Source organism: Rhodoferax sp. (assembly GCF_014859475.1).
Lineage (GTDB): Bacteria > Pseudomonadota > Gammaproteobacteria > Burkholderiales > Burkholderiaceae_C > Rhodoferax.
Genome location: NZ_JACUUE010000157.1, coordinates 1 through 6,061, shown reverse-complemented (window position 1 = coordinate 6,061; position 6,061 = coordinate 1). Strand labels below are relative to the sequence as shown.

The window sequence follows — 6,061 nt, the reverse complement described above, 5'->3', positions numbered from 1 at the left end:
CCTGCAAGCGAGCATCCACTGGCCCGTCGGCCAAATGGGCATGAGCAGCGCCTGGCTGCGCGAGGTGCTGGCATGATGCGCATCGACGCTTGGTACCTGGCCAGTGCCCGGCTGGACATGCGCGCTGGCATGGACACGCTGCTCGCGCGCGTGATTGAAGTCTTTGGCAGCGCCCAACCCCACACCGCCTATGCCTTTGCCAATTTGCGTGCCAGCCGCATGAAAGTCCTCATCCACGATGGCTTTGGATTGTGGCTATGCACGCGCAGACTGCATCAAGGCAGCCTGCACTGGCCTGATGGGGATACGCCCCAAGTCAGCCTGAACCAACAACAATGGCAAGCCCTCACCGTGGGACTGCCCTGGCGGCGACTACAGGCAGATATGCGCATCACCTTGAGCTAACTGAGCTCAACGGTGACGAAAAAAAGCAGATCAAAAAGCACCTCAAAACTGGTTCAACAAAAGGCCAAAAAAGCAGCTCAAAAAGACAGGCAAAACAATGGCAAAAAAAGCAACGAAAAAGGCGCTAAAAAAGTAGCAAAAACTGCTTGAATTCATTGCTGTTTTTGCCTGTTTCTGAGACAATTACGCCATGTCTTTGGAAACCCCAATCACTGCCAGATCAGTATCAGGTTTGGCCGCAAAAATGCAGTCAAATCCGCAACCCAATTCACCGCCAGATTCACCCGCTTGCGAGCTCGGTGACATCCACCTCGAGACACTCACCCCAACCCAGTTACAGACGCTGGCCCTTAGCCTGATTGAGCGCATCAACGAGGATGCCAAAAACATCCAAGCCCAGAGCCAAGAGCTCAAACTGCGCCAGACCAAGATCGACGCACTGACCCATGAAATCCGTCTGCTGCGCCACCTGCGTTTTGCCGCCAAGACCGAAGCCATGGATGCGCTGCAGGTCAAACTCTTTGAAGAAGCCAACGCAGAAGATCTGGCCGATGCCCAGCAACGCCTGGCACAACTGGGCATCAAGCCCGCACCCGCTGCCCCCAAAGGCCGCCCGGCTCGCCAGCGCTTGCCAGCTAACCTGCCCCGCATCGATATTGCCCATGAGCCAGATGACACCACCTGCGCCTGCGGCGAGCCCATGAAGCGCATCAGTGAAGATGTCTCGGAACGGCTGGACTATGTTCCTGGCGTGTTTCGGGTGGAGCGTCATGTCCGGGGCGTGTGGGCGTGCAAGTGCTGTGCGCACCTGCGCCAAGAGGCCATGCCAGCTCAAGTCATTGAGTCGGGTATTCCCACCGCCCGACTGCTGGCCCAGGTGCTGATTGCCAAGTATGACGATCATTTGCCGCTGTACCGTCAAAACGAGATTTATGCCCGCTCGGGTGTCGATATCAGCGGCTCAACGCTGGCGGACTGGGTAGGCGCCTGCGGTGTGGCGCTGGCACCCATTGCGCAGGCGCTCAAAGCGCAGTTGCTGCAATGCCAGGTGCTGCACGCCGATGAGTCGCCGATCACCATCCTGGGGGGCAAGGGCGACAAGAAGCGCGGCTACATCTGGGCGTATGCCTGTGGCGTGCATGAAAGCGTTGCCGCAGTGGTGTTCCAGGTCAAGGAGGGGCGCAGTGGCCGGCATGCCAGGGATTTCTTGCAGCATGCGCCACCTGTGCGCGCGCTCAATCAGGATGCCCATGCGCCGCCACCGATCAAGCGCTGGTCGGGTCACCTGGTGGTTGACGATTATGGTGGGTACAAGGCGTTATTTGTGCCGGGCGCGGCTGTGGGTGGCGACACCGGCAATGGCGACGGCAACAGCGACACCTCGATCATTGAGGTGGGCTGCTGGGCGCATGTGCGGTGCAAGTTCTTTGAGCTGCATGTGGCGGCCAAGAGCACGCTGGCTGAGACTGCGCTGGCGCATATCGGGGCCTTGTATGCGCTGGAGCGCGAGATTCGCGATGAAGGGCTGGATTTGGCTCAGGCTTTGGAGCGTCGCCAGGGCCAGTCGTTACCCCGGCTGGCAGCCCTGCATGATTGGCTCAAGGCCAGCCGCGAGCAGGTCACCGATGGCACGGCTACCGCCAAGGCGATGGACTACACCTTGAAGCGTTGGCCAGCGCTGGTGCGTTATGCCAGTGATGCACGCTTGCCCATTGACAACAACCGCATCGAGAACCAGATTCGGCCCTGGGCTGTGGGGCGCAAGAATTGGCTCTTCAGCGGCAGTCTGGCCGCCGGTGCGCGCGCCGCCGACATCATGAGCCTGATTCAGACGGCCAAGATGAATGGCATCGAGCCGCTGGCTTATCTGACCGATGTGCTGACACGGTTACCTACGCATCCGAACAGCCGTATTGACGAGTTGCTGCCCACGCGGTGGCAGCCAGCAGGCTGATCCTCTGCCATAAATCAAACGGCGCAATGGCGCAAGATGGTGGCGACCGGGGGCTTACGTTCCAAAAAGGTGCGGCCCGCACAGGTCTGTGAAACCTATGACGGGCCGCCAGGATCGCAAGGGACTACCCAAGCGCAGGAGTTCAACGAGAGAACCCGCCGTCAGACGATGCCGAGGGCGGGTTCAGAAAAAATCAGGAAACGAAAACCTGGATGTCAGGTCGGCAAAGGGTGTGAATGGAATTCACCCCCCTTTGGTACCAAGGTGCAAACCTGCTGCTGGTGCAAACCCCTGCAAACCCCTGCAAACCTCGGTTTGCACTCTATCGGTGGGCGAGTCTTGCGCTCCAACCAACCGCATAGGATTTTGGCAAGGAAGGACCCCTCGCTTTCGAACTGCAGTGGCTTATTACCGACGGTTTTTTCAATCCATAGCTGTAAATGTACCGGAAAAAAGCCTGGTTGTTTAAGTGTGCTTTGAAAGCCAAAAGGACAAAGCGGCTAAATTTTGGACAAGTGCCCAATGCGTTGCTCTCCCTGGCCTTTTGTCTTGGACCATTTTTGTCGCTTTGCCGTCTTAAACATCAGCTTTTGCGACTCGCGTTGAGCTTGTCAGCGATCAATTGCAGTGACTTTTGCCAGTGCTGCCAGGCAGTGGTGCGGCACATGCCAAAGCGCGTGCAGATGTCACGCCAGCCGTAGCGCTTGGCGCGCATCCAGACCAGGTGACGCTGCGGCACTTCGAGCCACTGCACCCAGAGCATGACTTCGAGCATGTCCTGCACGTCTTGTGGGGTTGGTGGGAAGCGGCAGACCACACGCTCATCGCGGGCGAGCAACTCCCACTGGCAGCGCACGATGGTGGGCCAGGCGTTGAAGTAGCCCTGCACGTTGGCCGAGGGCAGACGTCTGGCGGTGACCGCAGCGTCCTCGAAGCGGTTGGCCACGGCCTGTGCGCTCCAGACACCGGTATGCTTGCAAGAAGGCTTAAACGGGCCTGCAAGCGATTTTTCTGCATCATGGCTACCCACATAAGGGCGTCCGGTTGTTTTGGCCTCAGGAGCCGATTTAAGCCTTTGCATGACGATCTCCTTGGCCATAGAGTCGCTCGCCGATGCGTCGCACCAGTTCGCGCTCGAGGTAGTCCAGCCGTGTGTCATGTGCGTTGACGACCAGGATGTTTTGGTCACGCCAGCCGCGTTGCTTCATCGCGTCGAGGTCGGTCACGCTGGGCTGCAAGCGACCCAGCGGGCATTGGTAGGGGTGGGTTGGGACTTTCATTTCATACCTCCTGCGTATCCATCGCCCAGTGCAGTATGGCCAGGGCATCGGCTTCGTTGTCGTCGGTGACGGGGTGGCCCAGTGCACACATGGCGGCAATGACCTCTGCCTTGCCAGCGTTGCCTTTGCCCGTGGCGTGTTTTTTGATCGTGCCCACTGGCACGCCCTGGTACGCGATGCGGTGGTGCTCGCACCAGGTGGTCAGTGTGGCCATCAAGCCGCCGTAAACGTGGGCGGCATCGACACCAACGTGGCGGCGCACTTCCTCGAAGTAGACAGCGTTGATCTCGCCAGTCATCGTTTTGATTTCTGCGAGCCAGTGCTTGAAGCGCAGGAAGCGCATGCCGCCGCCTTCGAAGCGTTGGGACTTGAAGCTGACAAAGCCGTGGGCAACGGGGCCGTGCTGAGGGCGCAGAGCCCAGCCAGTGGTTGTGCCCAGGTCAAGGGCCAAGATGGTGGTGGCACTCATTGCACAACTCCTCTGGCCATCTTCAGCGCGATGCCCAGAACCGCCACGCTGCCGTCGGGTAAACGGCAGGGAATGCAGTCATTACGAAGCGTCAATTGCAGCAAGAACTCGTCGATACCCTGTATCGGCTGGTGATGGAGTTCTGACCAGTCGCAGTACTCCCTGTAAAGGTCCAGAACTGGCGTCACAGCGGGGATGGTGCGTCCGCATTGCCACTCGAAGTTAGCCACGAGGGTGTTGAGTTTTTGGGTGAGGGATAGGGTGTTCATGACGTGTCCTTTTGAGTTCCGACCGAACTGCACCGAATTTCCGATAAGTTGTCTCGGCCGCGCGCAGGCGTGAGCGGGAATGGAAATTACGGTGCAGTTCGGTCGGTGATGTATATAAATCAATGAGTTAGCTAACTTTTTCGACCGAAGTTGGTCGTTAGTTATCCGCATATTGACTCGCGTATTGCGAGGTTTTTGCGCGCAAAAACAGCCCTTTGATGGCCTTCGCGCCTGTACCAAGTCGATCACGCTCAAATCCGCGCGACAAGAGTTGCTGGGTCAACCAGCGACTCGAACCGACGAACTCGCCCCGGCTTTCAGCGCGGTCTTTCCAGCGTTGGTAGACCGCCGAGATGGGTTCCTTGGAGTGGGGTGAGCGCTGACATTCGTCGTCAATAAACTCGCCCACAGCGTCCTCCTCCTCGAAGTACTCCTCGGTTGCATCGCGCACGCACTTGGGCGGATTCAGTCCTGACTTTTGCCACTCCAGGCAGCCCTGCAGGCCCCACGCCAGGATGGCATCGCGTTCCATGAGCAGTTTTGCCTGGAGGTGTTTGTCACGCTTTTGCGGTGGCACGGTGATGGTGAACGGCACCAGGTGCAGTCTGCGCCGCATGGCCTCGTCGATGTTGCGAATCGTGGGCTTGTGGTTGCCTGCGATGAGCAGTTTGAACATGGGGAAGAAGGTAAAGAAGTCCTGGCGCATAAAACGTGCCGTTACCGCATCGCCACCGGTGATCTCCTTGACCTTGGACTCCGCCCAGCGTCTGCCTTGCTCGGTCTCGGTGGCCGAGACCATGCGCGCGCCACGCAGCCCGGCCAGATCGGTGGGGTGGCGGTCGCCGCGCGACTCCATGAAGGTGTCCATCGGTGCGTTGGTAGCGTAGTCACCAAGAATGGTGGTCAACACATTAATGAACACAGACTTTCCGTTGGCTCCAGTGCCGTACAGGAAGAACAGCGCGTGTTCATGGGTGGAGCCGGTCAAGCAGTAGCCAAAGACCCGCTGCAAGTAGCTCACCAGGTCTTTATCACCGCCGGTGACCTGATCGAGAAACACGAGCCAATTCGGGCACCCCGAGCCCCACACTGGGCTGGCCGTGGTGATCTTGGTCATCAGGTCTTCGCGCCGGGGTGGGCGCAATTGGCCGTTGTGCAGATCAACGACACCGGCGGGCGTGTTGAGCAGCCAGACATTGGCATCCCAGTCGTTGGCCAGCGCAGCATGGGTGGGCTCGCTGCGCGCCATGCGCTCCACAGCTGACATGGTTGAAGAACTCGCCAGCTTGGTTTTGGTGCGATCCGAGCTTGCGCGATTGGATGCGGCGCGGCAGACCCCACGAATGATGTGGTTCACATAGAGCACCAGGTCTTCGTTCCAGCGCTGCATGTTCCATGCGAACCACTTGCCCCACTGCGCGCAGTAACGCCAGTCCTTGCCAAAGTGCCGGCTGAAGGCGGTGCAAATGCCGTCCTCGGTTGACCAGTCCAGATTCTTGAACAACTGTGCGCTGGCAGCTTTGGCCGCGCCTTTTGCGATTGCGGAGCTGCTCTGTTGCAAGACAACCCTGGGGCCCGATAGAACAAAGCCATGCACATCGAAGTCGGCCTCAGTAGAGTCCTCGGGCGATGGTTGCAGCGCATCGGCGCAGTCCCATCCAACGGGTCGCTCGGCTGGTGGCTG

General features: G+C 59.0%; 8 protein-coding genes. 3 read left to right on the top strand and 5 right to left on the bottom strand.

Annotated features, from left to right (window positions below):
- The 3 genes from tnpB to IBX54_RS11705 all read left to right on the top strand — a co-directional run.
- Positions 1-405 (top strand): IS66 family insertion sequence element accessory protein TnpB (gene tnpB, locus IBX54_RS11715; RefSeq protein WP_296542834.1); only part of this gene is annotated, 405 nt, incomplete at its 5' end.
- 12 nt (positions 406-417) lie between these two features.
- The gene (locus IBX54_RS11710) at positions 418-555 is read left to right on the top strand and encodes a hypothetical protein (protein WP_296542833.1); all 138 of its coding nucleotides are present in this window, start codon (positions 418-420) and stop codon (positions 553-555) included.
- 94 nt (positions 556-649) lie between these two features.
- On the top strand, positions 650-2,359 hold the full coding sequence (locus IBX54_RS11705; protein ID WP_296542832.1) for an IS66 family transposase: 1,710 nt from the start codon (positions 650-652) through the stop codon (positions 2,357-2,359).
- Between the two features lie 583 nt (positions 2,360-2,942).
- On the opposite strand, the gene IBX54_RS11700 is transcribed toward IBX54_RS11705, so the two are convergent.
- The 5 genes from IBX54_RS11700 to IBX54_RS11680 all read right to left on the bottom strand — a co-directional run.
- Complete coding sequence (locus IBX54_RS11700; protein WP_296542835.1) at positions 2,943-3,305, bottom strand: DUF6362 family protein; 363 nt, start codon at positions 3,303-3,305, stop codon at positions 2,943-2,945.
- A gap of 121 nt (positions 3,306-3,426) precedes the next feature.
- Positions 3,427-3,639 carry a hypothetical protein gene (locus tag IBX54_RS11695; protein WP_296542831.1) on the bottom strand — a complete coding sequence of 71 codons (213 nt, stop codon included), beginning with the start codon at positions 3,637-3,639 and terminating at the stop codon, positions 3,427-3,429.
- A 1-nt stretch (position 3,640) separates the two neighbouring features.
- Positions 3,641-4,108, bottom strand: coding sequence for a hypothetical protein (locus IBX54_RS11690; RefSeq protein ID WP_296542830.1), 468 nt, complete (start codon positions 4,106-4,108; stop codon positions 3,641-3,643).
- The gene (locus tag IBX54_RS11685) at positions 4,105-4,377 is read right to left on the bottom strand and encodes a hypothetical protein (protein ID WP_296542829.1); all 273 of its coding nucleotides are present in this window, start codon (positions 4,375-4,377) and stop codon (positions 4,105-4,107) included. The genes IBX54_RS11690 and IBX54_RS11685 overlap by 4 nt, the downstream gene beginning before the upstream one ends.
- Before the next feature lie 157 nt (positions 4,378-4,534).
- The coding region (locus IBX54_RS11680; RefSeq protein WP_296542828.1) for a phage/plasmid primase, P4 family at positions 4,535-6,061 on the bottom strand (1,527 nt) is incomplete at its 5' end.